Annotated in this window: 27 protein-coding genes; 15 read left to right on the forward strand and 12 right to left on the reverse strand. The window is 60.5% G+C overall.

Going from position 1 to position 26,878, the window contains the following annotated elements:
* The 3 genes from ASF70_RS17755 to ccmA are packed head-to-tail and all read right to left on the reverse strand — an operon-like array spanning position 1 to position 2,128.
* On the reverse strand, positions 1 to 783 hold the full coding sequence (locus tag ASF70_RS17755) for a heme ABC transporter permease (protein ID WP_062581625.1): 783 nt from the start codon (positions 781 to 783) through the stop codon (positions 1 to 3).
* Positions 784 to 824: 41 nt separating this feature from the next.
* Positions 825 to 1,484: a heme exporter protein CcmB gene (gene ccmB, locus ASF70_RS17760; protein ID WP_062581626.1), complete on the reverse strand. Its 660-nt coding sequence runs from the start codon at positions 1,482 to 1,484 to the stop codon at positions 825 to 827.
* Entirely contained in the window at positions 1,484 to 2,128 is a 645-nt protein-coding gene (gene ccmA / locus ASF70_RS17765; protein ID WP_062581629.1) for a heme ABC exporter ATP-binding protein CcmA, read from the reverse strand. Before ccmA ends, ccmB begins: the two co-directional genes overlap by 1 nt.
* A 281-nt stretch (positions 2,129 to 2,409) precedes the next feature.
* On the opposite strand from ccmA, the gene acnA reads away from it, so the two are divergent.
* From acnA to ASF70_RS17785, 4 genes are all read left to right on the forward strand, one after another.
* Positions 2,410 to 5,103 carry an aconitate hydratase AcnA gene (gene acnA / locus ASF70_RS17770; RefSeq protein ID WP_062462356.1) on the forward strand — a complete coding sequence of 898 codons (2,694 nt, stop codon included), beginning with the start codon at positions 2,410 to 2,412 and terminating at the stop codon, positions 5,101 to 5,103.
* 212 nt (positions 5,104 to 5,315) lie between these two features.
* Positions 5,316 to 6,053 (forward strand): sulfite exporter TauE/SafE family protein, encoded by a 738-nt coding sequence (locus ASF70_RS17775; RefSeq protein WP_062581632.1) that lies wholly within the window; start codon positions 5,316 to 5,318, stop codon positions 6,051 to 6,053.
* A gap of 177 nt (positions 6,054 to 6,230) precedes the next feature.
* Positions 6,231 to 6,998, forward strand: coding sequence for a thioredoxin family protein (locus ASF70_RS17780; RefSeq protein WP_062462362.1), 768 nt, complete (start codon positions 6,231 to 6,233; stop codon positions 6,996 to 6,998).
* A gap of 326 nt (positions 6,999 to 7,324) precedes the next feature.
* Positions 7,325 to 7,714: a DUF2794 domain-containing protein gene (locus tag ASF70_RS17785; RefSeq protein WP_062462366.1), complete on the forward strand. Its 390-nt coding sequence runs from the start codon at positions 7,325 to 7,327 to the stop codon at positions 7,712 to 7,714.
* 6 nt (positions 7,715 to 7,720) lie between these two features.
* On the opposite strand, the gene ASF70_RS17790 is transcribed toward ASF70_RS17785, so the two are convergent.
* From ASF70_RS17790 to ASF70_RS17805, 4 genes are all read right to left on the reverse strand, one after another.
* Complete coding sequence (locus ASF70_RS17790; RefSeq protein ID WP_062462370.1) at positions 7,721 to 8,278, reverse strand: GNAT family N-acetyltransferase; 558 nt, start codon at positions 8,276 to 8,278, stop codon at positions 7,721 to 7,723.
* A gap of 123 nt (positions 8,279 to 8,401) precedes the next feature.
* Complete coding sequence (locus ASF70_RS17795; protein ID WP_062581634.1) at positions 8,402 to 9,148, reverse strand: Bax inhibitor-1/YccA family protein; 747 nt, start codon at positions 9,146 to 9,148, stop codon at positions 8,402 to 8,404.
* A 156-nt stretch (positions 9,149 to 9,304) separates the two neighbouring features.
* Positions 9,305 to 11,848, reverse strand: coding sequence for an ABC transporter permease (locus tag ASF70_RS17800; protein WP_062581636.1), 2,544 nt, complete (start codon positions 11,846 to 11,848; stop codon positions 9,305 to 9,307).
* Complete coding sequence (locus tag ASF70_RS17805) at positions 11,845 to 12,555, reverse strand: ABC transporter ATP-binding protein (RefSeq protein WP_062581638.1); 711 nt, start codon at positions 12,553 to 12,555, stop codon at positions 11,845 to 11,847. The genes ASF70_RS17800 and ASF70_RS17805 overlap by 4 nt, the downstream gene beginning before the upstream one ends.
* Positions 12,556 to 12,630: 75 nt before the next feature.
* On the opposite strand from ASF70_RS17805, the gene ASF70_RS17810 reads away from it, so the two are divergent.
* The 4 genes from ASF70_RS17810 (at position 12,631) to ASF70_RS17825 (ending at position 14,739) form a co-directional block, all read left to right on the forward strand.
* Complete coding sequence (locus ASF70_RS17810; protein WP_062462382.1) at positions 12,631 to 13,281, forward strand: arylesterase; 651 nt, start codon at positions 12,631 to 12,633, stop codon at positions 13,279 to 13,281.
* Between the two features lie 66 nt (positions 13,282 to 13,347).
* Positions 13,348 to 13,935 carry an RNA 2',3'-cyclic phosphodiesterase gene (gene thpR, locus ASF70_RS17815; protein ID WP_062581639.1) on the forward strand — a complete coding sequence of 196 codons (588 nt, stop codon included), beginning with the start codon at positions 13,348 to 13,350 and terminating at the stop codon, positions 13,933 to 13,935.
* A 20-nt stretch (positions 13,936 to 13,955) separates the two neighbouring features.
* Positions 13,956 to 14,273, forward strand: coding sequence for a 4a-hydroxytetrahydrobiopterin dehydratase (locus ASF70_RS17820; RefSeq protein ID WP_062583014.1), 318 nt, complete (start codon positions 13,956 to 13,958; stop codon positions 14,271 to 14,273).
* A 64-nt stretch (positions 14,274 to 14,337) separates the two neighbouring features.
* The gene (locus tag ASF70_RS17825) at positions 14,338 to 14,739 is read left to right on the forward strand and encodes a YkvA family protein (RefSeq protein WP_062462639.1); all 402 of its coding nucleotides are present in this window, start codon (positions 14,338 to 14,340) and stop codon (positions 14,737 to 14,739) included.
* An 18-nt stretch (positions 14,740 to 14,757) separates the two neighbouring features.
* Here ASF70_RS17825 and ASF70_RS17830 read toward each other — a convergent pair whose 3' ends face one another.
* Positions 14,758 to 15,321: a sigma-70 family RNA polymerase sigma factor gene (locus tag ASF70_RS17830; RefSeq protein ID WP_062581641.1), complete on the reverse strand. Its 564-nt coding sequence runs from the start codon at positions 15,319 to 15,321 to the stop codon at positions 14,758 to 14,760.
* 417 nt (positions 15,322 to 15,738) lie between these two features.
* Here ASF70_RS17830 and ASF70_RS17835 point away from each other — a divergent pair, with 417 nt between their 5' ends.
* The 3 genes from ASF70_RS17835 to ASF70_RS17845 all read left to right on the forward strand — a co-directional run bounded on the left by ASF70_RS17835 (position 15,739) and on the right by ASF70_RS17845 (position 19,120).
* Positions 15,739 to 16,266, forward strand: coding sequence for an invasion associated locus B family protein (locus tag ASF70_RS17835; protein ID WP_062462391.1), 528 nt, complete (start codon positions 15,739 to 15,741; stop codon positions 16,264 to 16,266).
* A gap of 237 nt (positions 16,267 to 16,503) precedes the next feature.
* A complete protein-coding gene (gene rlmN / locus ASF70_RS17840) occupies positions 16,504 to 17,742 on the forward strand; it encodes a 23S rRNA (adenine(2503)-C(2))-methyltransferase RlmN (protein ID WP_062581643.1) in 1,239 nt (412 codons plus the stop codon).
* Positions 17,743 to 18,016: 274 nt separating this feature from the next.
* Positions 18,017 to 19,120, forward strand: coding sequence for a hypothetical protein (locus ASF70_RS17845; RefSeq protein WP_244474078.1), 1,104 nt, complete (start codon positions 18,017 to 18,019; stop codon positions 19,118 to 19,120).
* Positions 19,121 to 19,175: 55 nt separating this feature from the next.
* Here the strand turns inward: ASF70_RS17845 and ASF70_RS17850 are convergent, their stop codons facing one another.
* Together ASF70_RS17850 and ASF70_RS17855 are read right to left on the reverse strand one after the other, a co-directional pair.
* Positions 19,176 to 19,817 (reverse strand): LysE family translocator, encoded by a 642-nt coding sequence (locus ASF70_RS17850; protein ID WP_062462396.1) that lies wholly within the window; start codon positions 19,815 to 19,817, stop codon positions 19,176 to 19,178.
* A 71-nt stretch (positions 19,818 to 19,888) separates the two neighbouring features.
* Complete coding sequence (locus ASF70_RS17855) at positions 19,889 to 20,746, reverse strand: SDR family NAD(P)-dependent oxidoreductase (protein ID WP_062581645.1); 858 nt, start codon at positions 20,744 to 20,746, stop codon at positions 19,889 to 19,891.
* Positions 20,747 to 20,878: 132 nt separating this feature from the next.
* Here ASF70_RS17855 and ASF70_RS17860 point away from each other — a divergent pair, with 132 nt between their 5' ends.
* The 3 genes from ASF70_RS17860 to ASF70_RS17870 all read left to right on the forward strand — a co-directional run bounded on the left by ASF70_RS17860 (position 20,879) and on the right by ASF70_RS17870 (position 22,755).
* The gene (locus ASF70_RS17860; protein ID WP_062462644.1) at positions 20,879 to 21,133 is read left to right on the forward strand and encodes a type II toxin-antitoxin system ParD family antitoxin; all 255 of its coding nucleotides are present in this window, start codon (positions 20,879 to 20,881) and stop codon (positions 21,131 to 21,133) included.
* Positions 21,130 to 21,420 carry a type II toxin-antitoxin system RelE/ParE family toxin gene (locus ASF70_RS17865; protein WP_062462402.1) on the forward strand — a complete coding sequence of 97 codons (291 nt, stop codon included), beginning with the start codon at positions 21,130 to 21,132 and terminating at the stop codon, positions 21,418 to 21,420. The genes ASF70_RS17860 and ASF70_RS17865 overlap by 4 nt, the downstream gene beginning before the upstream one ends.
* 111 nt (positions 21,421 to 21,531) lie before the next feature.
* The gene (locus tag ASF70_RS17870; RefSeq protein ID WP_062581647.1) at positions 21,532 to 22,755 is read left to right on the forward strand and encodes an argininosuccinate synthase; all 1,224 of its coding nucleotides are present in this window, start codon (positions 21,532 to 21,534) and stop codon (positions 22,753 to 22,755) included.
* A 59-nt stretch (positions 22,756 to 22,814) separates the two neighbouring features.
* On the opposite strand, the gene ASF70_RS17875 is transcribed toward ASF70_RS17870, so the two are convergent.
* Complete coding sequence (locus tag ASF70_RS17875) at positions 22,815 to 23,990, reverse strand: multidrug effflux MFS transporter (protein ID WP_062581648.1); 1,176 nt, start codon at positions 23,988 to 23,990, stop codon at positions 22,815 to 22,817.
* 37 nt (positions 23,991 to 24,027) lie between these two features.
* A complete protein-coding gene (locus ASF70_RS17880; RefSeq protein WP_062581650.1) occupies positions 24,028 to 24,531 on the reverse strand; it encodes a MarR family winged helix-turn-helix transcriptional regulator in 504 nt (167 codons plus the stop codon).
* A 188-nt stretch (positions 24,532 to 24,719) separates the two neighbouring features.
* Here ASF70_RS17880 and ASF70_RS17885 point away from each other — a divergent pair, with 188 nt between their 5' ends.
* Positions 24,720 to 26,810 (forward strand): M3 family metallopeptidase, encoded by a 2,091-nt coding sequence (locus ASF70_RS17885; protein WP_062581652.1) that lies wholly within the window; start codon positions 24,720 to 24,722, stop codon positions 26,808 to 26,810.
* Positions 26,811 to 26,878: the final 68 nt, after the last annotated feature.

Below are 26,878 nucleotides of genomic sequence, written 5' to 3' on the forward strand. Positions count from 1 at the left end.
TCACGTGCTCATCTCAGTCGTCAGGCCGGGTTTGTCGCCGGCCATTCTTGCTGCCATCCGGCGCTGCGCCGACACGCGGCGGCGCCAGATCTCGTTGCGCATGGCGGCGATGTGCAGGGTGAAGAACAACATCGTGAAGGCCAGTGCCATCACAAGCAGCGGCCGCAGGAAAGACCCGTCGATGCTCGATCCGCCCATGCGAATGACGCTTGCCGGCTGATGCAGCGTGTTCCACCAATCCACCGAGAACTTGATGATCGGAATGTTGACGAAGCCGACCAGGATGAGGATGGCGCAAAGGCGTGCGGCCTTGCCGGGATCATCCATGGCGCGGTTGAGCGCGATCAGGCCGAGATACATCAGGAACAGCACGAAGACGGAGGTGAGGCGCGCATCCCAGACCCACCAGGTTCCCCACATCGGCTTGCCCCAGAGAGAGCCTGTGGCGAGTGCGATCAGGGTAAAGGCGGCGCCGAGCGGGGCGGCGGTCTTGTGGGCAACGTCTGCCAGCGGATGGCGCCAGACCAGCGTGCCGATCGCCGAAAGCGCCATCACCGTGTAGCACATCATCGATAGCCATGCCGCGGGCACGTGCACATACATGATGCGAACCGTCAGCCCCTGCTGATAGTCGCCTTCGCCGGCAAAGCTCAGATAGAGGCCTGCTGCAAACAGGATCGCGGTGACCGCTGCAAGCCAGGGCAGGACGCGCGAGGCCAGGCCGAGAAACCGGGTCGGGTTGGCGAGATCGCTGAATTTGGTGATGGCAAGGCTTTCGGACATCAGGGCTTTTCTACTTCAGGACGAGAAGAGGTTCCATCTAATCAATCGTCGGCGTTTCGCAAAGCGAGTGCCGCGCCAAGGGGCCCAAGCACTGCAAAAAACATCGTGATTGCCACCAGTATCAGAAAAGGCGGCAGGAATGGAGCAGGATCCTCCACCGCCGCATAGGAGGCGCTGACCCCGAAGATCAGCACCGGCACGGCAAGCGGGAGGACCAGGATCGAGACAAGCAGCCCGCCGCGCGGCAGCGTGACCGCCACAGCTGCACCGACGGCACCGATAAAGGTCAGCGCCGGCGTGCCGACCAGAAGCGTCAGCATGGTGGCGCCGATCGCCACTTCGTCCATGTTCATGAACAGGCCAAGCAGCGGCGAGGCGATGACCAGCGGCAGGCCGTTGCCGATCCAGTGCGCCAGGCATTTGACGAGCACGGTGAGGACAAGCGGATGTTCCTGCATCAGCATCACGTCCAGCGATCCATCCTCGCGATCGGTCTGGAACATCCGGTCGAGGCCGAGCAGGGCGGAGAGGAGCGCTCCGATCCAGACGATAGCCGGACCGATTCGCGCCAGGAGATTGAGATCGGGACCGACGCCGAAGGGAATGACGGCGACAACCGTGATGAAGAACAGGACGCCGATCAACGCGCCACCGCCGGCACGGACGGAAAGCTTCAGGTCGCGCAGAAGGAGAGCGGTCATCACCAGACCTCCTCCGCAAAACCGGCAAAGCCTGCCATCTTCAGTTCCTGTGCTTTTTTCAGTCCGAGCGACTGGTGCGTTGCGGCGATCAGCATGCCGCCATTTCGCAGATGTGATTCGATGAGCCCGGTGAACACGCGTTCCGCACTCACGTCGAGTGCCGCGGTCGGTTCATCGAGGATCCAGACCGGCCGGAAGGAGACGAGAAGCTTGGCAAATGCCATGCGGCGCTGCTGGCCGGCGGAAAGATATCCGAACGGCAGATGGGTGATGTCGGAAAGCCCGACCGCATCGGCCGCATCGTCGACCGAGAGACAGTTGCCGTGCGGGGACTGGCCGAGAAACTGCTGCCAGAATGTCAGGTTCTCATGCACCGAAAGCTCGGTTTTCATGGCATTGCGGTGGCCGAGGTAGTGACAGGCTTCGGCTGCCCGCATGCCCTTGTCGGCCGTGTCCGCCTGCAAGATGACGGTGCCGCTTTCGGGGCGCAGGAGGCCTGCGACGACGCGCAGCAGCGTGGATTTTCCTGATCCGTTTTTCCCCGTCAGAACAAGGCTTTCGCCGCCAGACAGTGCGAAGGAGACGCCCTGGAAGATCAGATCTTCGCCGCGCCGGGCGCTCAGATTTTCGGCAATCAGCCGCATATGGTCTATGCCTTTTCGGGCCGGATTAAGCCTTCGATCACACCGCTGCCAAAAAATGTTTGGCGACCTGCGTCAAAGTGTCTGGAACGCTTCTTAGAAATTATCTATAAGCATCGCAACACGCCAGCGGCCGGCGTGATTTTCATCTAGCGCCGAACTTGAGGATCATCAAAAGTCCTTTCGTGCGGACAGCGGAAATGGTCGTACCCGCATCCTGATGTGCATGAAGTGCATAGGCGTCCGCACGCGCGTGTTGGCTCTTACATCAGCGGGGTTTATCCGTGGCTAAATCTGTCGACAGTTTCAATTGTCGCTCCGTCCTTACCGTAGGCGGTAAGGACTATGTCTATTACAGCCTTCCGAAAGCCGAGCAGAATGGTCTGCCGGACGTTTCCAAGCTGCCCTTCTCGATGAAGGTTCTGCTTGAAAACCTGTTGCGCTTCGAAGACGGAAAGTCCGTTACCAAGGACCAGATCCTGTCGGTTGCCGAATGGCTCAACAACAAGGGTCTGGCCGAGGCTGAGATCGCTTATCGTCCAGCCCGCGTGCTGATGCAGGACTTCACCGGCGTTCCGGCAGTCGTCGATCTCGCAGCCATGCGCGACGGCATCAAGGCACTCGGCGGCGATCCTGAAAAGATCAACCCGCTGGTTCCGGTCGATCTCGTCATCGACCACTCGGTCATCGTCGACGAATTCGGCACACCGACTGCTTTTGCCCGCAACGTCGAGCTCGAATACGAGCGCAACGGCGAGCGTTACCGCTTCCTCAAGTGGGGACAGCAGGCGTTCAAGAATTTCCGCGTCGTTCCGCCCGGCACCGGCATCTGCCACCAGGTAAACTTCGAATATCTCGGCCAGACGGTCTGGACCAGTGAAGAGGACGGCGAAACCGTCGCTTATCCGGATACCTGCGTCGGCACCGATTCGCACACGACCATGATCAACGGTCTCGGCGTTCTCGGCTGGGGCGTCGGCGGTATCGAAGCGGAAGCCTCGATGCTCGGCCAGCCGGTCTCGATGCTTCTGCCTGAAGTCATCGGCTTCAAGCTGACCGGCAAGCTCAAGGAAGGCGTTACCGCGACCGACCTCGTGCTGACAGTCGTGCAGATGCTGCGCAAGAAGGGCGTGGTTTCCAAGTTCGTCGAATTCTTCGGCCCGGGCATGGACAACATGCCGGTCGCAGACCGCGCGACGATCGGCAACATGGGTCCGGAATACGGCGCAACCTGCGGCTTCTTCCCGGTCGACGCCGAAACCGTCAGCTACCTCCACATGTCCGGCCGCACCAAGGAGCGCATCGCGCTCGTGGAAGCCTATTCGAAGGCTCAGGGGATGTGGCGCGACACCGATGGTGCCGAGCTGGTCTTCACCGACACGCTGGAACTCGACCTCAACGACGTCGTACCGTCGATGGCGGGCCCGAAGCGTCCGGAAGGTCGCATCTCGCTCGAGAACATCGCCTCCGGTTTTGCCGGTTCGATGGACACCGACTACAAGAAGCCGGGCCAGCTTGAAAACCGCTACCCGGTTGAAGGCACGGATTACGATCTCGGCCATGGCGATGTGGCGATTGCCGCCATCACGTCCTGCACCAACACGTCCAACCCATCGGTGCTGATCGCTGCCGGCCTTCTCGCCCGCAACGCAGTCGCCAAGGGTCTGACGTCCAAGCCTTGGGTGAAGACGTCGCTTGCACCGGGATCGCAGGTTGTTGGCGAATATCTCGCCAAGTCGGGCCTGCAGGATTCGCTCGATGCGATCGGCTTTAACCTCGTCGGCTTCGGCTGCACGACCTGCATCGGCAATTCCGGTCCTCTGCCGGCGCCGATCTCCAAGACGATCAACGACAAGGGTCTGATTGCTGCCGGCGTTCTTTCCGGCAACCGCAATTTCGAAGGCCGTATTTCGCCTGACGTCCAGGCCAACTACCTGGCTTCGCCGCCGCTCGTCGTCGCTTATGCGCTGGCCGGCTCGGTGCGCAAGGACCTGACCACGGAACCGCTCGGCATCGGCAGCGATGGCCAGCCGGTATTCCTCAAGGACGTCTGGCCGACGTCCAAGGAAGTCCAGGAGTTCATCCAGAAATACGTGACCCGCGAACTGTTCGAGAGCAAGTATGCGGACGTGTTCAAGGGCGACGAGAACTGGCAGGCAGTCCAGATCCCTGACGGCGACACCTATGCATGGGACGACAAGTCGACCTATGTGCAGAACCCGCCGTATTTCGTCGGCATGGGCAAAACGGGAACCGGTCTCAAGAACATCCACGGCGCTCGCGTGCTCGGTCTGTTCGGCGACAAGATCACCACCGACCACATCTCGCCGGCCGGTTCGATCAAGGCTGCTTCGCCAGCCGGTGCCTACCTGTCGGAAAACGGCGTCGCCGTTGCCGACTTCAACCAGTACGGCACGCGTCGCGGCAATCATGAAGTCATGATGCGCGGCACGTTCGCCAACATCCGCATCCGCAACCACATGCTCGGCCCGAACGGCAAGGAAGGTGGCTACACCATCCACTATCCGTCCAAGGAAGAGATGTCGATTTACGATGCGGCCATGAAGTACAAGGACGAGGGCACGCCGCTGGTCATCTTCGCCGGCGTCGAATACGGCAACGGTTCCTCGCGTGACTGGGCTGCAAAGGGCACCAACCTGCTCGGCGTCAAGGCAGTCATCGCCCAGTCGTTCGAGCGTATCCACCGCTCCAACCTGGTCGGCATGGGCGTCGTCCCGTTCGTCTTCGAAGAGGGCGTGACCTGGGCTTCGCTCGACCTCAAGGGTGACGAGACGGTCGAGATCGTCGGTCTCGAAGGCGATATCAAGCCGCGCGAGTGGAAGATCGCAAAGATCACCTATGGCGACGGTTCGGTGAAGGAAATCAACATCCTCTGCCGCATCGATACGCTGGACGAGGTGATCTACATGAACAACGGCGGCATTCTGCAGACCGTTCTTCGCGATCTTGTCGCTTAATAAAAATCCTCCACCCGCCGGTCAGACCGGCGGGGGGGCATTCTTTNACCCGCCTGGATGTGCTTTTCGCAAGACTTCGTCAGCCCAAACTCCTGGGCTGGAGAACCGGTTTTCCGACCTTGCATGTGCCGGGTCGCTCAATTCCCCTGACCAGCACGGGGATGCGGTGGTGAGCATTTCGCCTTGGCCACCGACGTTAAGGTCTTCATTCCTTGTCCCTCATCATTTTTATCGGCATGGCCGTTACGGTTTTCCTGACGTCGCTTCTGTCTGGGATTTTCGGCATGGCGGGCGGGCTCATCCTCTTGTGGGTCCTGCTGTTTCTCTATCCGGTCGGCACCGCCATCGCGATCCAGGGCGTCATCCAGATGGTCTCCAACGGATCCCGCGCCTGGTTCTCCCGTGCCTATATCGACTGGAAGATCCTCTCGATCCTGTGCTCTGGTGTGGCGGTTTCCGCCCTCATCCTGTTTCTGACGAGCTATATGCCAAGCCTGATCGTGGTTCTGATCGGTGTCGGCCTGATGCCTGTTCTCGTCTGGTTGCCGGTCAACAGGCTGCAGCTCGATGCGTCCCGTCCCTCGCATGCGTTTCTGGCTGGACTGCTGTCCGGCGGCATGACGATCAGCGTCGGCGTGGCAGGTCCGACGGTCGATATCTTCTTCATTCGCACAGAGATGGACCGGCGCAAGGTCATCGCCACCAAGGCGTCGATCCAGACGATCTCGCATCTGGCAAAGATCGCCTTCTACTGGGATGCCGCTTCGAACCTTCCGACCGTCGACATGGTGGCGGTGCTGATCGCCGCGCCGATCGCCATCCTCGGCGCTCGGGCGGGCAATGGTATCCTGCAAAAGATGACGGACGCCAATTTTCGGAGCTGGACCCGATGGGTGGTGACCGGCGTCGGCGCGGTCTACCTGACCCAGGGAATGCTGAGCTTTTTCTAACAGGCGGAACGGGCCGGACACGCGATCGCAGAGAGCGATCACATGTCGGATCCTCACCCGTTCGTGACTTCCTCTTGAACCGGTGCCGCGGTTACTTATCCGGCGTCCCACCGTTATGGCCTTGATTGCCCCTCGCAATCGTGGATAACAAACAACCTATCAAAGGGTTTGCCATTCATGCTGCTTCGTTTTCGCTCCATGGTCCTCGTTGCCGGTCTGCTGATAGCAGGCTCGGCTTCGGCAGGGGAATCGAAGGCCCCGAAGGGCGTCGTGGAACTGTTCACCTCGCAGGGCTGTGCCTCCTGTCCGCCTGCGGACACCACGTTCAGCCAGCTTGTGGCCCAGGGCGACGTCGTGGCGCTGTCCTATCACGTCGACTACTGGAACTATCTCGGCTGGACCGACACGCTTGCCTCCAAGGAAAATACCGAGCGTCAGTACGGCTATGCCAAGACGATGGGCCGCAGCGGCGTCTACACGCCGCAGGCCATCATCAACGGTCGCGACCATGTCAAAGGTACGGACCTGGTCGGCATCAACTCCAAGGTCGATGGTATGCGCAGCAAGGGAGAGGGGCTGGTTGTTCCCGTCTCGGCTGCCATGCACGGAGACGAGATCGAAATCGAGATCGGCGCCGGCAATGCACAGATACCGGCCGAGGCCGAAGTCGTCGTCGCCTACTTCACGAAGAAGCAGCAGGTCGAGGTGACGAAGGGCGAAAACAGCGGCAAGAACATGGATTACTGGCATAGCGTCTACGACGTGCAGTCCGTTGGCATGTGGAACGGCCAGACCATGTCGCTGAAGCTGCCAGGCAAGCTGATGGGCAAGTCTAAGAAGGACGGTTGCGCAATCCTGCTTCAGGCATCGGGCCCGAATGGCGAGCCGGCCGAGATCATCGGCGCAACAATCCTGATGGCCGGGCGCAAGAAGCTGGACGACTGACAGGGCATACCAACACCGCTCACCAGCAAGCTGGTCGCGGAGCGCCGCGCGCTCATTCTTTTCGACGGGAAGTTTGTTGGCGGCCCGGTCCAAATCCACTGGGGGGCTGGGGGTAAGGGTCAGCGAACCGAACCGGGCCAAATGGCGCTAAAGAACGCGCCAAACCAACATCTGCAATCTCGCTTGCAATTCGGGCGCTGTTTTGACCGAAATACGGCTTTCTCAGAAAACATCGCGGCAGCCGGTAACCTGGTATGGCAGCGTTGCAATTTCTAAAATGTCGGGGCACACTGTCACTGCTTTGACATCTATGATTGGGAGTCTTGATGACCGATCAGCCTGAATTTCCGAGGGGCCACCGGCCTCACGATGCTGCCGTCGTCGTCAATCTCAGCGAATACCGACAGAGCCTCGATCCTGCGCCCGTGACATTTCACCGTCGAGAGCTCGACTCCATCCTGTGGATCTATGGTCGGATGGTGGGCGAGGGCGAGTGGAAGGATTACGCGATCGACCACCTGAAGGACAAGGCCGTCTTTTCGATCTTCAAGCGATCGGGCGAGCTGCCGCTGTTCAGGATCGAGAAGAACCCCAAGCTTGCCAACAAGCAGGGTGCCTATTCCGTCATCAACACGAACGGCGTGATCCTGAAGCGTGGTCACGAGCTGCCACAGGTGTTGAAAGTGTTCGACAAGGCGCTGAAGCTCATCGACTGAACTGGTTCACTCGGTGAACAGCGAACCGGGATAGACCGTCGGGTCAGGCGGTGTATCCCTAGCCTCGCCGAGTGCAATCTGCATCAGGACCGTGTCCAGCCACTGACCGTGCTTGAAGCCGGTGCCTTTCAGCGTACCGGTCATTTCGAAGCCTAGGCTCTTGTGGACCGCGACGGATGCGGGGCTTGCGCCACCGATCACGGCCACCATCTGGCGAAAGCCGAGCGCTGTGCAGCGGCTGAGCAGTTCCTGGAGCAGTGCCTTCCCGGCACCCTTTCCACGCGCCCCCGGAGAGAGATAGATCGAATCCTCTACCAGCCAGCGATAGGCCGGCCGCGTGCGGAAGGCGGATGCATAGGCATAGCCGATGAGGACGCCGGCGTCGTCGATGGCGGCGATGTAAGGATAGCCCTTCTCGCGGATGGCGTGGAAGCGCGCGGTCATCTCTTTCAGATCAGGCGGGGTGATCTCGTAGCTTGCGGTGCCGTTCAGCACACTGTCCCGGTAGATGGCCGTGATGGCGGGTAGGTCGTCGGTTGTGACGTCGCGAAGGTGCTGGGGCATGGCAGGACTTGGGGCTTGAAGTGAGGCAGCAAGCCTATGACGCAGCCTCCCGGCGGGCAACAAAAAAGGCGACCTTGCGGCCGCCTTCTTGTGTGTCGTCTGATCTGTCGTCCACTCCGTGGATCAGTTGTTACGGTTGCCCATGAACTGAAGCAGGAAGGTGAACAGGTTGATGAAGTCGAGGTAGAGCGTCAGCGCGCCCATGATCGCCTTGCGGCCCATGACCGTCGCATCATCCGCGTCGTAGTACATTTCCTTGATCTTCTGCGTGTCGTAGGCGGTAAGGCCTGCGAAGATCAGCACGCCAATCGCGGAGATCGCGAAGCCGAGTGCCGAAGACGCCAGGAAGATGTTGACGATCGAGGCGATGATCAGGCCGAACAGGCCCATGATCAGGAACGAGCCCATTGCCGACAGGCTTCTCTTCGTCGTGTAGCCGTAGAGCGACAGAGCGCCGAACGAAGCTGCGGTCACGAAGAACGTCTGCACGATGCTCTGGCCGGTAAAGACCAGGAATATCGACGACAGCGAAAGACCCATCAGGGCAGCGTAGCCCCAGAAGGTTGCCTGGGCGGCGCTTACGCTCATCTTGTTGATCCTGAAGCTCAGGAAGAACACGACGGCGAGCGGCGACAGCATCACGACCCAGCGCAGCGGGCTTGCAAACAGCAGCTGGCCGAAGGGGGTCAGCTGGCCATCGGCGACGGCCATCTGCCAGGTCGCGAATGCCGCGATGCCGGTGATTGCCAGGCCGAGTGCCATCAGGTTGTAGACCTTGAGCATATAGGCGCGCAGGCCTTCATCGATCATCGCACCGGACTGCGCACCCGTCTGGGCGGCTCGGTTTTGATAGTTGTTGAAGTCAGCCATAGTATCCTCTTCAAGCTCCGGAATTTGTCACGGTGTCGGGCCCTAACGGTCAGACCCAGGCGCCGCTGCGGAGCCCAGCAAGCCTACCATCAAATATGAGGCGATAACCACGCCTATACAAGGGGGAAGGAACGCAATGGATCCCAAAGCTCCCGATCACAATTCCCGGAGGACCGGCGCCGCCTTCTGGCCCAGCACCCGCCACGTGCCGATAAGCCCGATGCCGACGGTCAGCACCAGCGAGGCCACAACCGTGATGATCGCCACATCCGGCAGGAAGGTCGAGGGAAGGCGCATGATGCGCGACACGATGAACCAGGCGGATACGCCGCCGGCCAGAAGCGCAAACACGGCGGTGGCGAAGCCGAGGATCATGTATTCGTAGCTAAAGGCACGAATGAGCATGGATCTCGTTCCGCCCAGCGTCTTCAGGATCACGGCATCGTGGGTACGGGCGCGGTTTCCGGCCGCGAGCGCCCCGGCAAGCACCAGCACCGAAGCGATCAGCGCCACGGCGGCAGCTGCCCGGATCGCGGTTGCCAGCTGGCCGATCAACTGGTCGACGATATCGATCGCATCCTTGACCCTAACACTCGTGATGGTCGGATAGGCATTGCTGACGGAGCGCAGGATTGTCGCTTCCTGCTGCGCCGTTGCCGATGGATCGGTGAGGGTCGCAAGCCAGGCATGCGGCGCGCCGCGGAACGTGTTGGGCGAGAAGACCATGACGAAGTTGATGGACAGCGATTCCCATTCGACGTTGCGGAAACTGGAGATCTTGGCGGTGATGTTGCGGCCGAGCACGTTGACGGTGACCGTATCACCGAGTTTCAGTCCGAGTTCGCCTGCCTCCTCCGCCGAAAACGAAACGAGAGGCTCGCCGTCATAGTCGGCCGGCCACCATTCACCCTGCGTCAGGGTCGAGCTTTCCGGCTTGTTCTTGGCGTAAGTGATGCCGCGATCGCCGCGCAGGACCCAACGGCCCTTTGCCGGAACATTCATCTGACTGACATCCTGACCGTTGAAGGCGAGGATGCGACCCCGCAGCATCGGCACCTCGAACAGCTTGGCGCCGGGTGCCTGCTCCTGCAGCAGCTTGCGGAAACCATCGACTTCGGCGCTCTGGACATCGACGAAGAAGAAGTTCGGCGCGTTGCGGGCGATGTTGCCGGTCAGCTGGTTGCGCATGTTGCCGTCGATCAGCGCCAGCGTCACCAGGAGTGCCAGACCGAGGCCGAGCGAGAGCACGACCGAGGGCGTCAAGGCGCCGGGACGGTGGATATTGCCGAGCGCCAGCCGCAAGGCCGGCGAACTGACGCGCGGAGCCCGACGGGCAAGCCACGAGATGAGCGCTGCAACCAGCCGCAGCAACACGAAGGCGCAGGCGACTGCGCCGAGGAAGACCGAGGCGACGAAGTGATTTTCGGACGAGAAGATCGCAAGGATCGCGAGAGCGGCGAGTGCTGCGCCTGCGGCTGCCAGATACGGCCAGGATGGAAGCCGGCCCGTGTCGAAACTCTGTTCTCTGAACAAAGCTGTGGCAGGGACCTCTCGCGCGTGTCCAAGCGGCAGAATGGCGAACGCAAAGGTGATCAGCAGACCGAACAGGGCGGCAAGCCCAAGCGCAGAGGGATAGATGTTGATGCCATCGGGTACCGGAAGCACGCCTTCGAGAAAGCGCAGTGCCACGATGGGCGAAACGGCGCCGATGACGAGGCCGGCCAGAATGCCGATCACTGCCAGAACCATGATCTGGAACAGGTAGATCAGCGTGACAACAGTTGCGGGTGCGCCGAGGCATTTGAACGTGGCGATCGTGGTGCGTTTGGCATCGAGGAAGGCCCGCACGGCGTTCGCCACGCCGACACCGCCGACGATCAGCGCGGTGAGGCCGACCAGCGTCAGAAACTGCGAGAAGCGCTCGACGTTTTCGGTAAGCGAGGGGGCTGCGCGGTCGCTGCTTCGGATCGACCAGCCGGCGGCCGGGAACTCGCGGTTGGCGCGATCGGCCAACCCGGTTCGGCTGGCAGGATCACGCAGCTTGATCTTGTAGGCGTGTTCGACAAGGCTGCCGTTTGCCATCAGGCCCGACGCCTGCAGCGCTTCCCGGCTGACCATCAGGCGGGGTGCAAAGCCGAAGCCATCGGACACCGCGTCCGGTTCCGACGCGATCGTGCCGCGCAGGACGAGCCTGATATTGCCAAGCAACAGTTCGTCGCCGGTTTTGATGCCGAGGCGCTCGAGCAGAAGCGGAGCGGCCAGTGCGCCGAAGGTCTCGCCCTGTTTGGCGACGAGTTCCTGCAGGGGCGCGGCCGGCTCGGCCTTAAACTCTCCGTAGAGCGGATAGGCGCCGTCGACGGCCTTGACCTCGACCAGCGCCTGTTCGGATCCATCCGGCTTGCGGGCCATGGAGCGCAGGCCGGTTGAGACAGACATTTCGCCGAGCCCGCTCAAGAAGGCGCGTTCCTGTTCGGTCGCTTCGCGGTTGTTCAGCTCAAAACGAATATCGCCGGCAAGCAGTTGCTGGCCCTGGCCGGCAATGGCTTCGGTAATGGCGCGCGAAACGGAATTGACGGCGGCAATCGAGCCGGTGCCAAGCGCGATACAGGCGAGGAAGATGTAGAAGCCGCTAAGGCCACCGCGCATTTCCCGCAATGCCAGGCGCAGCGCAATCTTAAGCCGAGGGACCGCGACCATCATACGGATGCGACCTGAACGGCCGGAGCGCCTGCTCCGTCGTCGATTATTTCGCCGGAGCGGACGCGGATCTGGCGCGAGCAGCGGGCAGCGAGCGAAATGTCATGGGTGACGAGGATCATCGTCATGCCGCGCTCGGCCTGCTTGGAAAACAGAAGGTCGGCGATCTGGCGCCCGGTCTCGGTATCGAGATTGCCGGTCGGTTCGTCCGCGATCAGCACGGCGGGCGAGGGGGCGAGTGCGCGGGCAATCGCCACGCGCTGCTGTTCACCGCCAGAGAGCTGGCCGGGATAATGGTGCAGGCGTTCACCCAGGCCAACGGCTGTCAGCTCGCGGCGGGCGATCTCGAACGGATCTTTCGCATTTGCAAGCTCCAGCGGGACTGCGACGTTTTCGAGCGCGGTCATGTTGGCGATCAGATGGAAGGACTGGAAGACGATGCCGATATTACGGCCGCGGAAATCCGCCAGCGCATCTTCGGAAAGGTTGTGAAGCGCCTGGCCGTTAATGACGATCTCGCCGCTGTCGAGGCGTTCGAGGCCGGCCAGCACCATCAGCAGTGTCGATTTGCCGGAACCGGAGGGACCAACGATGCCGACCGCTTCTCCTGCGTCGACGTCAAGATCCATGCTCTTCAAAACGTGAACGGATGCCGCCGCGCTGCCGAGGGTGAGATCGGCTTTTCGCAGCGTGATGATGGTTTTAGTCAATGCAGACCGTCCTATATAGGCTTCAAGAGCAATTCATGCCGCGCTGCGGTTAAGCCCAAATCTAGGAGACCGATCGTGCGTTTTAAAGCAAGACCGCTTCAATTCCTCGTCATGATACTGGCAGCACTGACCGCAGCCCCGGTTTTCGCCCAGAACAAGACCCTCCAGATCGTCGGTTTTGGAGACAGTCTGATGGCCGGTTACCAACTGGCGCCGGCAGAATCCTACACCGCCCAGCTCGAGGCAGCGCTGAAGGCGAAGGGCCTCAATGTGGCGATCAACAATGCCGGCGTGTCCGGCGACACCAGTTCCGGCGGGCTTGGACGCATCGACTGGTCGGTTCCAGATGGCACTGATGGCGTGATCCTTGAGCTTGGCGCCAACGATGCGCTGCGCGGCATCGCACCCGAGCAGACGGAAAAGAACCTCGATGCGATGATCACGCGGCTGAAGGCGCGCAACATTGCGATCTATCTGGTTGGCATCATGGCGCCGCCGAACATGGGCAGCGACTATGCGCAGAAGTTCAACCCGATCTACGAAAGGCTCGCCAAGAAACACGCGCTGCCGCTCTATCCGTTCTTCCTTGATGGCGTGACCACGGTTGCCGGAATGCAGCTTGAAGACGGCATGCATCCAAACGCAAAGGGTGTCGCGGCCATGGTCGAAAAGAGCCTTCCTTCCGTCGAAGCCTTCCTTGGGGACATCGGTAGTCAGCAAAAATAATATCTTGCGCGGAAGCGAGTTGCATGTTCCGCTGTTAGCATCTGCAAAAGATTCGAGGAGGTCCCTATGCCGAGACTTTTCATCGCCCTCGAAGTTCCACGCAATGTCGCCATGAGCCTGTCGCTGCTTCGTGGCGGCATCCCCGGCGCACGGTGGATCGATGTGGAGAACTATCACATCACCCTTCGCTTCATCGGCGACATCGACGGACGGACCGCAGACGAGATCGTCGACCGGCTGGACCGGATCGACCGTCCGGAATTCCAGCTAAAGCTGACCGGGATCGGTTCGTTCGGGTCCAAGAAGCCGCACTCGATCTTTGCCGGTGTCTCCCCGTCGCCCGAACTTCACGCGCTGCAGGGGGAAACCGAGCGGATCTGCCAGCGTATCGGACTGGCGCCGGATCCGCGGAAATTCACGCCGCATGTCACTTTGGCACGTCTCAAACACTGCCGACTCGATGAAGTCGTACATTACCTTTCAGGGCGCGGGAATTTTCACACCGCGCCCTTTCTCGTTCCGCGTTTCGTGCTGATGTCTTCCAAGGAATCCTGCGGTGGCGGGCCCTACCTGACGGAGGAAATCTTCCCGCTGCGCGAGCTCAGCTACGGCTATGCCCAGGACGAGATGGAAACGGCCGAGCACCGTTTCTAGTCTCTGGCGAAGGTATGCTGATGGCTTATGAGGTGCTGGACAGAGAAGCCATCGAGCGCGAGATCGCCACTCTCGATGGCTGGACGATGGGCCCTGATGGCGACGCGATAACGAGGAGCTTTGTCTTTGCGTCGTTTCCCCAAGCCTTCGGGTTCAGGACGGATTGCGCGTTGGCGGCTGAAAAACTCGACCATCATCCGGACTGGTCCAACAGCTATTCGCGTGTCGAGGTGCAGCTCACCACCCATGCGAAGAAGGGGCTGACAGATCGTGATTTCAAGCTGGCGCGAGCCATGGACGAGGCATTTCGCGCACGGATCGTCACGCCCCGGAATTGAACTTCACACCGGCATTCCCATATGCTGATGCATTGAAGCGAGCATCTGGAGTGACGGAATGAGCGTGGATGACGTCAAGATCGGCGAGATCCTTCTGCCCGGCGACGAAAAAACGCAGGATCGCCGGGAAAAGCAGGTGCGTGCCAGGTTCTGGCCGACGATGCGGCGAGCCGCGCGGCAAATTCCATTCAGCCGCGATCTGGTCGCCGCCTATTACTGCGCCGTGGACCGAAAAACACCCTTGCGCGTTCGCGGGACCTTGCTGGCAGCGCTTGCCTATTTCATTCTCCCCATCGACATCGTCCCAGATTTCTTTGCGGTCGTCGGGTTCAGCGATGATATCGCGGTTCTTGCTGCGGCTCTGCGCATGATCCAGGGCCATATCAACGACGGACATTACGACGCAGCAGACAGCGCGCTTGCCGATCACCCCGATATTGCAGCTGGAATGAAGACGAGCGGCTGATCCGGCCGCCCCGCCGCTTCAGTTCGGTGAAGTCTCTTCCAGTGCTCGCCGCAGGCGCTCGAACGCCAGCCTGATGCGCGACTTTACGGTGCCCAGCGGAAGCCCGGTCGAAGCGGCGATTTCGGAATGGGACTGACCCAGGAAAAAGGCGGCCCGCACCAGCTTCATCTGCTCGTCCGGAATCTGAGAAAGGGCATCACGGACCCGCTCGTCGCGCTCCTTGCTTTCAAACAGGGTGTCGACGCCCGGTACCTCCGCCAAGGCAAGAAATGTGTCCTGGCCGTCAAACTTGCGGTTTCGGGCGCGGCGCTTGGCATCGATGTGGCGGTTTCGTGCGACCCGGAACAGCCAGGTCGACAGGCTTGATCTTGCGGGATCATAGAGGCTGGCACGATGCCAAAGGATGGTCATGACATCCTGGACGAGTTCTTCTGCCTCGTCCGAATTCATGCCGCGCTTCATCAGCCAGGATTTCAGGCGTGGCGCGAAATGATCAAAAAGCGCAGTGAACGCGTCTTGATCACGCGTTGCAGCCACTGCCCTGACCAGGCGGGCGAAGCGGTCTCTCTCGTCCCCTAGCATCTAACCGGCAGTAGGCTTTCTTTGTGAGTAGGCGTCAGCTTTGCGACTATCCTACCGTATCGGTAGAAAAACGGGTAGCGGTTTTAAGCAGGATTTATACGTAGTTTCAAAGTGCTGCGGCCTGCGTCATCGGACGGACAAACTCTTGCCCAAATCGTTGTTGAGTGATGCGCCCAGAAAACCCGACGTCTGGAACGGGCATCATCAAACGCAACCCTGCGCCGCATTCGACCACATCCCGGTTCACTACATATTCAGCATCCAACCGATAGTGTTGACTCTTTGGTAACCGGAATGAAGTCAAAATGGGACCCGACCGTTGGGACGCCGCATATGACGCCCAGACATGACGCCGAGAAGGCATGTCCGTACTGGCCCGGCTCGGGCCCTTGAAATTACGAAAATTGGCAGGAGATCATGGCCGCTAGAACCGTCGCAATCGCATTGGCGCTTACTCTCGCCGGAATTGGCGCAGGACTTGGCGCCGGCACGGGTACCGCTTCCGCCCAGACGCCGAACCGCATCCAGCAGTTCAAGGCGTGGGGTGCGTATTCCTACAAGCAGGGCGCGGCTACGGTCTGCTACGTCTTGTCCGTCCCGACGACCAAGGAGCCTGCAAGCGTCGATCACGGCGATATCTTCTTCATCGTGTCGCAGCGCCCGGGCCAGAACATCTCCTACGAACCGCAGGCGATGATGGGCTACACGATGCAGACCAATTCCAAGGTCACCGTGACGATCGACAACAAGAACTTCACGATGTTCACCAAGGACAAGGCCGCTTGGGTCGAGAACGCCGCCGAAGAACCGGCTCTCGTTGCAGCGATGCGCACCGGTCAGAAGATGAGCGTCAGCGCCGTATCCGGTCGCGGCACCAAGACGTCCTACGCCTATTCGCTGCAGGGCATTTCAGCAGCTCTGAAGCAGGTCGAATCCTGCAAGTAAGCAGAGATTGCCACCACCGCATTGGAAGGCCGGTCATCGACCGGCCTTTTGCGTTTGACGAAGAATAGTGACGTGGCGTCGTTTTGATGATAAAGCGCCCGTCAAGATTAGTCCTGCGCGACCGTTCCTCGGAAAGTCGCTTACCCGGGACGCCATGATTTCACAGAAAGACATGCCACGGCGATGCGCGAAACCTGCGCTGGGCGAAGGCATGTTATTCGAACGGGATATGAAGAAATGTCGGTCTCCGAGGCCTTTGCGCCTGTCGCCATCAAGAAGCCGCTCGTCGCCAATCCGGACCTGTTCAGTGAAAAGCCGTCGCTGATCGGTATGTCGCGCGAGGATATGAGCGCGGCGCTGCGAGAAAAGGGCATACCGGAAAAACAGGCGCGCATGCGTGTCAGCCAGCTCTGGCACTGGCTCTACATTCGCGGCGTGTCGGATTTCGACGCGATGACGAATGTCGCCAAGGACATGCGCGAGATGCTGAAGACGCATTTCACCATTGCGCGTCCCGAAGTGGTGGAAGAGCAGATTTCCAACGACGGCACCCGCAAGTGGCTGCTGCGCTTCCCGCCGCGCGGTGCCGGTCGTCCGGTCGAGGTCGAAACGGTTTACATTCCCGAAGAGGGCCGCGGCACGCTCTGCATATCAAGCCAGGTCGGCTGTTCGCTGACCTGTTCCTTCTGCCATACCGGCACCCAGCGCCTCGTGCGCAACCTGACGGCCGAGGAAATTCTGAGCCAGTTGCTTCTGGCGCGCGACCGGCTGGGCGATTTTCCCGGTGCCGATACGCCGCCTGGCGCTTTCGTGCCGACTGGCGACCGCAAGGTCACGAACGTCGTCATGATGGGCATGGGCGAGCCGCTCTACAATTTCGAAAGCGTCAAGACCGCGCTGCTGATCGCGACAGACGGCGACGGGCTTTCGCTGTCGAAGCGTCGTGTCACGCTGTCGACGTCGGGCGTCGTGCCGGAAATCTATCGGACCGGCACGGAAATCGGCGTGATGCTGGCGATCTCGCTGCATGCGGTGCGCGACGAACTGCGCGACATGCTGGTGCCGATCAACAAGAAGTATCCGCTGAAGGAATTGCTGGAAGCCTGCCGCCAGTATCCGAGCCTGTCCAACGCCCGTCGCATCACGTTCGAATATGTGATGCTGAAGGACGTCAACGACAGCCTGGAGGATGCCAAGCTGCTGACCCAGATGCTGAAGGGCATTCCGGCGAAGATCAATCTCATCCCGTTCAACCCGTGGCCCGGTACCAATTACCAGTGCTCGGACTGGGAGACGATCACCAAGTTTGCCGACTTCATCAACCAGGCAGGCTATGCCTCGCCGATCCGCACGCCACGCGGCCGCGACATTCTCGCCGCCTGTGGTCAGCTGAAGTCGGAATCGGAGCGCATGCGCAAGACGGAGCGTCTCGCCTTCGAAGCGATGATGATCGCCGGCCATGGCGAAGACGACTGACGCCGGGAGGGCTTCGATTGCTGGCTGAACCGGCTCGAAGCCTGGAAACCTCTCATCAGTGCTTTCGTTTCTGACACCGAGCGCTCGAGGGGCGGCAAAACTGCCGCCTGGCGCGGCGCAAATGCGCTTGATTCCGTTGTAGGGGTCATATGCAGACTGCAATAATCTGATATCGATGTGGCTCATCCAGGTGCAACCGGAAGATGCCGCCATGTTTCAGCATCCCATTAGGAAGTCTGCATTTTATGTCTCACTAACAGTCGGAACGACAGTGGTGGCCTTAATTGCCACAACCGCCGAAGCGCATGTGAAATGGTTCGCACCCTACATCGTGGGTGCGCCACTGCAGCCGGTCGAAACTGTTCTGCGTGATATCTGGTTCTGGGTAGCGATCGCACTCGTTCTCGTTTGTTTCGCCGCAGCCCGGGCGATCGAAACTAGCCGTTTTGGACCGTTGATCTTCGAAGCGCTTGATCGCTTTACCTCGCCGCTCTGGGCGAGGATCGACGATTATGTCCGCGTCGTCATTGCCTCGTTCTTCGTCGCGATCTTTGCCACGGGTGGCGTTTACCTGACGCCGGACCTGAAGACGCCTGCCGAATGGGTGTCCTGGCTGCAGTTGCTGATCGCTGCCCTGATCTTCTCGCGGCGGACCATGCCTTTCGCCGGCCTTGGAATTGTTGCCCTATGGCTGCTCGCGGCGCGGGACTACGATCTCTTCCACTTGTTCGACTATTTGGCGCTCGGGCTCGGCGTTGCCGCCTACCTGATCATCGAGCCGATGAAAGACGACTGGCGTGTCCACCGTTTTGAAGTGCTGCGCTGGGGGCTAGCCATCGCGCTGATGTGGTCGAGCCTCGAAAAATTTGCCTATCCCGAATGGTTCTATCCGCTGGTGGTGGAAAAGCCCTTTCTCACGATGGGCATGCCCCGCGATGTCTTTATTCCCATGGCCGGTATCGCCGAATTCACCATGGGCTTCGGTCTTCTCTGGACCGCGCTTATCCGCCGCCTTTCGGCCATCGCAATGATCGTCATCTTCACCTCGGCCGTCTTGCCGTTCGGGCGTATAGATCTGATCGGCCACGGATTGATCACCGCCATCCTGGTGGCGGTTGCCTGCGACCAGAACCGGGCAGACGGGCTGCTGCCCGGACTGAAGCAGAAGCTTTCGGCCATCCCTGCCGGGCTGGCTGTCGCCATCGTGGTTTTCATGAGTGGCTATTGGGGCCTGCATCTCGCCTTCTATGGTGCCGGAGGCTTTTCCGGGCCGGTGGCGGCCGAAAAGACCACCCATTCCCACAGCGTCGAATACCCGCATGGCCCGCAGTCCGACATCGGAATTGGTGCCCCGCCCACCCGCGGCCAGAGGGAGTAACAGAAGAGTCGTCCTTCGACGCGAAGCGAAGGTAGTTTGAAACGAAAGGGCGACCTTATCTCGACTGCGTCATGAAGATCTTCACGGCGAAGACCGAGAACACGCCGGCGAAGGTGTAGTCGAGGCCGCGCAGGACTTTCGGATTTCTTTGCAGCCAGTTCGCAAGCCGATCGGCAGCAAGCACGACGATCAGGTTCACCGGCATGCCGATGGCGATGAAGAAGATCCCGAAGAAGACCAGCTTGCCCGTCACATGCGGATCTGTCGCCGTCACGAACTGCGGCAGGAAGGTCATGAAGAAGATGATCACCTTCGGATTGAGGATATTCACCCAGAAGCCGATCGAGATATTTGCGAGCGGGCTTGCCGTTGCGCGCTCCACGGTTTCGACGGAGAAGCTGGAGCCGAAGCGGATCGCCTGGATCGCCAGCCACAGCAGATAGGCGGCGCCGCCTGTTTTCAGGATGAAGAAGGCGGTGGGCGAGGCGGTAATCAGCGCCGAGATTCCGAAGGCGACCAGAAGCGTGTGGCAAACGACACCGAGACTGGTGCCGAGCACCACGAACAGTGCCGATCTGCGCCCCTGCGCAAGCGCCCGGCTGATCGACAGCGTCATATCAGGCCCAGGCGTCAGAGCCAGAAGCAGGCCAGCTGCGGTGAAGGCCAGAAGCGATGCAAGGCTTGGCAGGAATTCCATTGATGTCCTCGAAAGCCGGATGACGGTTGTCGCTTTTTATCCGGCTTTCGATCTCCTGCCAAACCTGTCGATCAACTACCGCTGATGAATTTTTTTGATGCATCCGTGAAGTCCGGATGCCAGCGCGACAGAGGCGGGCGGTTTTCGATGATGTCGCCGATCGCCCATGCCATGCGCCGTTCGTCCGTCGGGCGGTCGACATCGTTGTCCGGGCAAAGGATGTAGAAATCGCCGCGCTCGAGACTTTCCAGCATGAACTGCACCGTCTGTTCTGAGGTCCAGGCGGCATCGGGCTTTTCGGTGCGGTCGCCCGTGGTCAGGCCGGTATAGACGAAGCCCGGAATGAGAAGGTGGGCGCTGACCTTGCACTCTTGCATGTTGCGCAATTCGTGCTGCAGGGCTTCGGTGAAGGCTTTCACACCGGCCTTGGAGACGTTGTAGGCGGGATCGCCGGGCGGTGTGGTGATGCCCTGTTTCGAGCCGGTGTTGATGATGAGGGCCGGTTCGCCATGGGCGATCATGCCGGGGCCGAAAGTTCTGCTGCCATTGACGACGCCCATCAGGTTGACGGCGAGAACGTTCTCCCAGTTCACCTGCGGGCCAAACAGGCTGCTGCCGGGCTGGATGCCGGCATTGTTCATCAGCACGTGAACCCGGCCGAAGCGCTGCAGAACGGCGCGTTCCAGAGCTTCGATCTCCGTCGGTTTCGAGACGTCGGTGCCGATTGCCACGACATCGGCCTCGCCATCGTCGGCAAGGGCGGCAACCTCGCGACACGCCTCTGAAAGCCGGTCGCCCTCGAAATCCGCCAGGACGACGCACATGCCGAGTTTCGCAAATTCCTTGGCAGCGGCAAGACCGATACCGGAGGCGGCGCCGGTGACGACGGCGACATTGTCTTTCTTCAAAGCAGGGTGAGTGATGGACATGGAAAGTCTCCTCTTTGACGCTTCTGCTGAAAGGCTTGAAGTGATCAAACGCTCGGGTGTTCAAAGGCTCGGCGCGATATGGTATCCTCCACGGGATCCGTCAACATGACGCGAGATCGAACCGGAGCCGGCATGATGGGCGAACTTAGATCTATCAGAGTTGACGAAAAACTGGCCGCCTTTGTTGAAAAGCAGGTCGAGGACGGACGTTATGGCTCCGCCAGCGAAGTGATCGAGGACGCGCTGCGCCTGCTGCAGGAAAGCGACGCCGCCTCGCTGGAGGCCATCCGCGCGGCGATCCAAGAAGGCGAAGACTCTGGTGAGCCGCAGCCGTTCGATTTCGATGAATTCATAGAGCAGAAGCGGGCGCGGCGCCTGCAGCCATGAAGGCGCTGGTTTTTGCGCCGAACGCCGTCGCCGATATTGATGGGATTTACGATCATACGGAAGAATTCTGGGGCTTCGAACAGGCTGAGGACTATACGTTCAGCCTGAGGCAGGCGTGCCGGATCCTCGCTGCGGGCGAACGACGCGGCCGGCATGTGCGCGGGATCAAGACCGGGTATCTGGCGCTGACCTATCGGTCTCACTTCATCATCTATCGTGAGACAAAAACCCAGGTCGTGATCATCCGCATCCTGCATCAACGCATGAACCTGTCGCGGCATCTCTGATGCGGCCGCTTCCGGGTTTTTCTTGCGCGGCTTTTGAAACTCGCTAAAAGTGCGCCATCCCAGACACGACGGTTGATCCAACCGCCGCCACCCGCAGACGGACAATTCGACATGGCACTTCCGAAAGACGTAAAAAAGGTCGTTCTCGCCTATTCCGGCGGTCTCGACACCTCGATCATCCTGAAATGGCTGCAGACCGAACTCAACGCGGAAGTGGTGACCTTCACCGCCGATCTCGGTCAGGGCGAAGAGCTTGAACCGGCGCGCAAGAAGGCCGAGATGCTCGGGATCAAGGAGATCTATATCGAGGACGTCCGCGAGGAATTCGTCCGCGACTTCGTCTTCCCGATGTTCCGTGCCAATGCCGTCTATGAAGGCGTCTACCTGCTCGGCACATCGATTGCCCGGCCGCTGATCTCCAAGCATCTGATCGAGATCGCCCGCAAGACCGGTGCCGATGCGATCGCACATGGCGCGACCGGCAAGGGCAACGACCAGGTCCGCTTCGAGCTGTCAGCCTATGCGCTCAACCCGGATATCAAGGTCATCGCGCCCTGGCGCGACTGGGCGTTCAAGAGCCGCACAGACCTTCTGACGTTTGCCGAACAGAACCAGATCCCGGTTGCCAAGGACAAGAAGGGCGAAGCGCCGTTCTCGGTCGATGCCAACCTGCTGCACTCGTCCTCCGAGGGCAAGGTTCTGGAGGACCCGGCGGTCGAGGCTCCCGAATACGTGCATATGCGCACGATTTCGCCAGAAGCTGCACCGGATCAGGCGACAACCATCAAGGTCGGCTTCCGCAAGGGCGATGCCTGCTCGATCAACGGCGTCGAGATGTCTCCGGCAACGCTGCTTGCCGCGCTCAACACCTACGGTCGCGACAACGGTATCGGCCGTCTCGATCTGGTCGAGAACCGGTTCGTCGGCATGAAGTCGCGCGGCATCTACGAGACCCCCGGCGGCACGATCCTGCTCACCGCTCACCGTGCCATCGAATCCATCACGCTCGACCGGGGTGCAGCGCACCTCAAGGACGAGCTGATGCCGAAATATGCCGAGCTCATCTATTACGGCTTCTGGTACTCGCCGGAGCGCGAGATGCTGCAGGCCATGATCGACAAGAGCCAGGAGCATGTGGAAGGCGAAGTGACGCTGAAGCTCTACAAGGGCAACGTCATGGTCATCGGCCGCGAGAGCGCGAAGTCGCTCTATTCCGACCAGCTGGTCACGTTCGAGGACGATCAGGGCGCCTACGATCAGAAGGATGCAGCCGGCTTCATCAAGCTGAATGCTCTGCGCCTGCGTACGCTCGCCAAGCGCAACCAACTCCGCTAAGCGCCTTCGCATCGGATTAGTCTTAGAGGCCCGCTTCCGAAAACGGAGGCGGGCTTTTGTCATTGGCGGCGGTTGATGATCCGGTACGCGATGTAGCTGCCGACGGCGATATATTCCATGGCGGGAATGATCGTGCCGATCGCCGTCAGCGGGTCGCCGAAAAAAGCGGCGAGAAGGCCGCCGACAAAGCCGCCGCCCATCTGGATGAAACCCATCAGTGCGGAAGCGGAGCCTGCCGTCTTCGGGAATGGGGCGAGGCCGACCGTCACTGTGTAGGGCGAGATGAACGCGATGCCGAAGGTGGAGACGCCGACCGGCAGCATGATCGACAGGAAGGATGGCGGCAGCAGATATACGGAAAGCGCCATCATCGTGCCCCCGATACCGCTGAACATGAGCCCGATCACCACCGTCGTCGGCCCGCTGATGCGCCCGGACACAAGCCGCAGTGCAATCGACCCGCTGAGAAAAGCGCCGGTCTGGATGAGCATGCCGAGGCCGAACTGCGTCGGGGTCAGCCCCACTTCACCGATCAGCACGAAGGGAAGCATCGTTCCCTGGGCGTAGAGCGCGCCGATCGCGCCGCCGAGAACAAGCGAAGGAAGCAGAAAGCGCAGGTCCTTCAGAAGCGAAACGTAGGTCGCGACAAGGGTCGAGGGTCTGAGCCGGCTTCGGTCGGGAACCGTTGTTTCCTTGAGGAACAGCAGGCAGCTTGCAAGCACGATAACGCCGAAGATGACCATCAGCACGAAGACGGATTTCCAGCCGAATACCGACAGCGACAGGCCGCCGATCGTGGGGCCGATTGCTGGACCCACCGCCAGCATGATGCCGATCATGTTCATGATTCGGGTGGCTTCAAAACCGACGAACTGGTCGCGAACCGCGGCACGGGCAACGGTCATGCCGACGGAAGCGCCGATCCCCTGCACCAGCCGTCCGGCCAGGATCCAGTCGACCGAGGGCGCAAAGACCGCCATCAGCGAGCCGACGAGATAGATCAGCAGGAATGCGATGCTCGCGGACCGGCGACCGAATGCGTCTGAGGCCGGTCCTGCCAGGAGCTGTGCGACGGCAAAGCCGCCGAAGTAAAGCGTCAGACTGAGCTTGATTGCCGCTTCCGACGTGCCGAAGGCCTTCACGAGTTCCGGCATCGCAGGCGTATAGATCGCCATCGAGACCGGGCCGATTGCCGTCAGGAGGGCGCCGAGCAGCGTGGTTCGCAGCGCGGTCATTCGATTGGGAGGTGTCGTTGCGGAGGCGGCCTGCGTATCAGCTGTCATCAATTGCGGCCTGAGACGAATTGAAGCTCCGCAGGTTGCCGTTGAAAAGTTTCATGGCGTGTCCGAGGAGGTTCGCGGTTTCGGCATCCAACCCTTCGGTGGCGCAGGTGATGATGGCGCGCAGTTCCTGCTGGATTGACGCCAGTATGTCGGCGGAGGTCGGTGTCAGCATGATGCGCTTTGCCCGTCGGTCGGCGCAGCATTGTTGCCGTTCGATGAGGCCAAGCGCCTGCAGCCCGTCGAGATAAGCGCAAAGCGTCATCGGTTCGACGCCCATGCGCGACGCGATGTCGAGCTGGCGGCTGCCATCGACTTGGGCGATATGGATAAGTGCTCGTGCTTCGCCGGCGGTAAGGCCGAGGCCCGCCTGGGCGATGCGCCGCTCGAAAGCCGTGCGCAGAAGCCTCGCGGCATCGGCGATCAGGAAGCCGAGGGTTTCACCCTGGGCGACCAAGCCTGGCGTTTCAGGGCGATGTTCGTTCGCGAGCTTCATAAGGCAGCCTTACTATCTTTCCCCGACGACGCAAATCGAAATGCCTGGAAACCGTGTGCCGGGCGATTTCGCAACGATGTGCGTTCCAAAAATCTGCATCAGCGGATGAAGCTCTTGCCGTGCCTGCCTATATATGGTCGCTCTACGCAATTAGACGGTATCGAAGCAGCACAGTGAAGGACGACCCAATGGCAACTTTCTCAGCGAATTCCGCGCTTGTCGACTGGAACGGGCATCATGGCATGCCGCGCTTCGATCAGGTCAAGGACGAGGATTTCGCGCCGGCCTTCGATGCCGCCATCGCCCTGCACGAGGCGGAAATTGCCGAAATCGCCGGCAATTCCGATGAGCCCACATTCGAAAACACGATCGTTGCACTGGAAATCGCCGGCGACGAGCTGTCTCGCGTTTCCTCGATCTTCTGGGGCAAGGCGGGTGCGCATACCAACGATACGATCCAGACGCTGGAGCGCGAGATCGCGCCAAAAATGTCGCGCCACTATTCGAAGATCGGCACCAATGCCGAACTGTTCGCACGCATCGATGCGCTCTGGCAAAAGCGGGACGACCTTGATCTGACCGTCGAGCAGCAGCGCGTGCTGGAGCGTCACTGGAAGGGGTTCGTCAAATCAGGTGCCAATCTGCCTGAGGACCAGCAGAAGCGGCTTTCGAGCATCAACGAGACGCTTGCCGGTCTCGGCGCAAGCTTCGGCCAGAATGTTCTCGGCGACGAGAAGGGCTGGTCGCTGAAGCTGACTGAAGAAGCCGATCTCGAGGGCCTGCCGGCTTTTGTGAAAGAGGCGATGGCGGAAGCTGCCAAGGAGCGCGGCGAGGGCTCAGGCTATCTCGTGACGCTGTCGCGCTCGATCATCGAGCCGTTCCTGACCTTCTCGACCCGCCGCGATCTGCGCGAACAGGCGTTCAAGGCCTGGGTCGCACGCGGCGAAAATGGCGGCGAGCGGGACAATGTCGCGATCGTTCGCGAAACGCTGGCACTCAGGGCCGAAAAGGCCAAGCTGCTCGGCTATGAGAATTATGCCGCGTTGAAGCTCGACAACACGATGGCGAAGACACCGAAGGCGGTGAACGGTCTGCTCGGCCAGGTCTGGCAGAAGGCCCGTACCAAGGCGCTGGAGGAAGAGGCAAGTCTTGCGGGCCTGATCTCGGAAGCAGGCGGCAATCATCCGGTCATGCCCTGGGACTGGCGCCATTATGCCGAAAAGCTGCGCGAGCGGACGTTCTCTTTCTCGGAGAGTGAACTGAAGCCCTATCTCCAGATCGAGAAGATCATCGAGGCCTCCTTCGATGTGGCCGAGCGGCTGTTCGGCATCAAGGCTGTCGAGGTGAAGGATTTGCCGGTCTATCACCCTGATGTGCGCGTGTTCGAGATCCATGACGAGGAAGGCAATCTGAAAGCGCTTTTCCTCGGCGATTATTTTGCCCGCTCCTCGAAGCGCTCCGGCGCCTGGATGAGTTCGTTCCAGTCGCAGCACAAGCTGACGCTGAAGAACGGCACTGAGGGTGAGCTGCCGATCATCTACAATGTCTGCAATTTCGCAAAGCCTGCCGAAGGCAAGCCGGCGCTTCTGTCGCTCGACGATGCGCGCACGCTGTTTCATGAATTCGGCCATGCGCTGCACGGCATGCTGTCGAACGTGACCTATCCATCGGTATCGGGCACCGGCGTCTCGCGCGATTTCGTGGAGTTGCCGTCGCAGCTTTACGAACACTGGCTGACGGTGCCGGAAATCTTCGAGAAATATGCGGTCCATTACAAGACGGGCGAGCCGATGCCGAAGGAGTTGCTCGACAAGGTTCTTGCCGCGCAGACCTTCAACGCCGGTTTCTCGACGGTGGAATTCACCTCGTCGGCGCTGGTGGATATGGCTTTCCACACACAGGAAAGCACGGTCGAAGACCCGATGGCGGTGCAGGCCAAGGTGCTGGCCGAGCTCGACATGCCGGCTTCGATCGTCATGCGCCATGCCACGCCGCATTTCCAGCACGTGTTTGCCGGTGACGGATATTCGGCCGGCTACTATTCCTACATGTGGTCGGAAGTCCTTGATGCGGATGCCTTTGCCGCGTTCGAGGAGGTCGGCAATGCTTTCGATCCGGTGACGGCGCGCAAGCTCAAGAACAATATCTATTCGGTCGGCGGCTCGATCGATCCGGAGGAAGCCTATGCAGCCTTCCGCGGCAAGCTGCCGGATCCGACCGCCATGCTGAAGAAGCGTGGGCTCTCCATCATGGCCGAGCTTTCGGGCGGAGACGGCTGACAAAAGCCATCCACGCGGAAAGATGAAGAGCGGGCGTTGATCGCAGATCGCGCTCGCCCCCTTTCGCA

The sequence above is a fragment of the Rhizobium sp. Leaf321 genome (assembly GCF_001423215.1).
GTDB classification, from domain to species: domain Bacteria; phylum Pseudomonadota; class Alphaproteobacteria; order Rhizobiales; family Rhizobiaceae; genus Neorhizobium; species Neorhizobium soli.

Excerpts from the sequence above, each read along its gene's own strand:
- ASF70_RS17755 (WP_062581625.1), bottom strand. The coding sequence starts at position 783 with ATGTCCGAAAGCCTTGCCATCACCAAATTCAGCGATCTCGCCAACCCG.
- ccmB (WP_062581626.1), bottom strand. The coding sequence starts at position 1,484 with ATGACCGCTCTCCTTCTGCGCGACCTGAAGCTTTCCGTCCGTGCCGGC.
- ccmA (WP_062581629.1), bottom strand. The coding sequence starts at position 2,128 with ATGCGGCTGATTGCCGAAAATCTGAGCGCCCGGCGCGGCGAAGATCTG.
- ASF70_RS17780 (WP_062462362.1), top strand. The coding sequence starts at position 6,231 with ATGCTGCTTCGTTTTCGCTCCATGGTCCTCGTTGCCGGTCTGCTGATA.
- ASF70_RS17785 (WP_062462366.1), top strand. The coding sequence starts at position 7,325 with ATGACCGATCAGCCTGAATTTCCGAGGGGCCACCGGCCTCACGATGCT.
- ASF70_RS17790 (WP_062462370.1), bottom strand. The coding sequence starts at position 8,278 with ATGCCCCAGCACCTTCGCGACGTCACAACCGACGACCTACCCGCCATC.
- ASF70_RS17795 (WP_062581634.1), bottom strand. The coding sequence starts at position 9,148 with ATGGCTGACTTCAACAACTATCAAAACCGAGCCGCCCAGACGGGTGCG.
- ASF70_RS17800 (WP_062581636.1), bottom strand. The coding sequence starts at position 11,848 with ATGATGGTCGCGGTCCCTCGGCTTAAGATTGCGCTGCGCCTGGCATTG.
- thpR (WP_062581639.1), top strand. The coding sequence starts at position 13,348 with ATGCCGAGACTTTTCATCGCCCTCGAAGTTCCACGCAATGTCGCCATG.
- ASF70_RS17820 (WP_062583014.1), top strand. The coding sequence starts at position 13,956 with ATGGCTTATGAGGTGCTGGACAGAGAAGCCATCGAGCGCGAGATCGCC.
- ASF70_RS17830 (WP_062581641.1), bottom strand. The coding sequence starts at position 15,321 with ATGCTAGGGGACGAGAGAGACCGCTTCGCCCGCCTGGTCAGGGCAGTG.
- ASF70_RS17835 (WP_062462391.1), top strand. The coding sequence starts at position 15,739 with ATGGCCGCTAGAACCGTCGCAATCGCATTGGCGCTTACTCTCGCCGGA.
- rlmN (WP_062581643.1), top strand. The coding sequence starts at position 16,504 with ATGTCGGTCTCCGAGGCCTTTGCGCCTGTCGCCATCAAGAAGCCGCTC.
- ASF70_RS17850 (WP_062462396.1), bottom strand. The coding sequence starts at position 19,817 with ATGGAATTCCTGCCAAGCCTTGCATCGCTTCTGGCCTTCACCGCAGCT.
- ASF70_RS17855 (WP_062581645.1), bottom strand. The coding sequence starts at position 20,746 with ATGTCCATCACTCACCCTGCTTTGAAGAAAGACAATGTCGCCGTCGTC.
- ASF70_RS17860 (WP_062462644.1), top strand. The coding sequence starts at position 20,879 with ATGATGGGCGAACTTAGATCTATCAGAGTTGACGAAAAACTGGCCGCC.
- ASF70_RS17865 (WP_062462402.1), top strand. The coding sequence starts at position 21,130 with ATGAAGGCGCTGGTTTTTGCGCCGAACGCCGTCGCCGATATTGATGGG.
- ASF70_RS17870 (WP_062581647.1), top strand. The coding sequence starts at position 21,532 with ATGGCACTTCCGAAAGACGTAAAAAAGGTCGTTCTCGCCTATTCCGGC.
- ASF70_RS17875 (WP_062581648.1), bottom strand. The coding sequence starts at position 23,990 with ATGACCGCGCTGCGAACCACGCTGCTCGGCGCCCTCCTGACGGCAATC.
- ASF70_RS17880 (WP_062581650.1), bottom strand. The coding sequence starts at position 24,531 with ATGAAGCTCGCGAACGAACATCGCCCTGAAACGCCAGGCTTGGTCGCC.
- ASF70_RS17885 (WP_062581652.1), top strand. The coding sequence starts at position 24,720 with ATGGCAACTTTCTCAGCGAATTCCGCGCTTGTCGACTGGAACGGGCAT.